The 313-nt window shown below is 79.2% G+C and carries 1 protein-coding gene; it reads right to left on the reverse strand.

Annotated elements, in window-relative coordinates:
• On the reverse strand, window positions 1-294 hold a 294-nt coding region (locus PHA29_RS10220; RefSeq protein ID WP_270849524.1), incomplete at its 3' end, for a hypothetical protein.
• Window positions 295-313: the final 19 nt, after the last annotated feature.

Below are 313 nucleotides of genomic sequence, written 5' to 3' on the forward strand. Positions count from 1 at the left end.
CGCGATGGCGGCGCGCGCGTCGGCGGGGACGAGCGCCAGCGAGGCGAGCAGCGCGCCGACCCACAGGGCCCCGGCGGCGAGGGCGGGGGCCGCGGCGGCGAGGCCCGAGGACGCCTCGTGCATCCGGGTGCTCCTGAACGAGACCGCCGAGGACGCCGCGGCGGCGCGGTCGGCGTACTCGGAGGATGCCGAGGACAGGCTCTCGCCCGCCGACGACACGGTGTCCACGATGCGCGCCGAGCCGTCCTTCAGCTGGAGCGCGCCGTCGCCCAGCGCGCCGGTGGCCTGCGCCATGGCCGACAGCCCCTCGCCC

Source organism: Candidatus Collinsella stercoripullorum, assembly GCF_027669965.1.
Classification (GTDB): domain Bacteria; phylum Actinomycetota; class Coriobacteriia; order Coriobacteriales; family Coriobacteriaceae; genus Collinsella; species Collinsella stercoripullorum.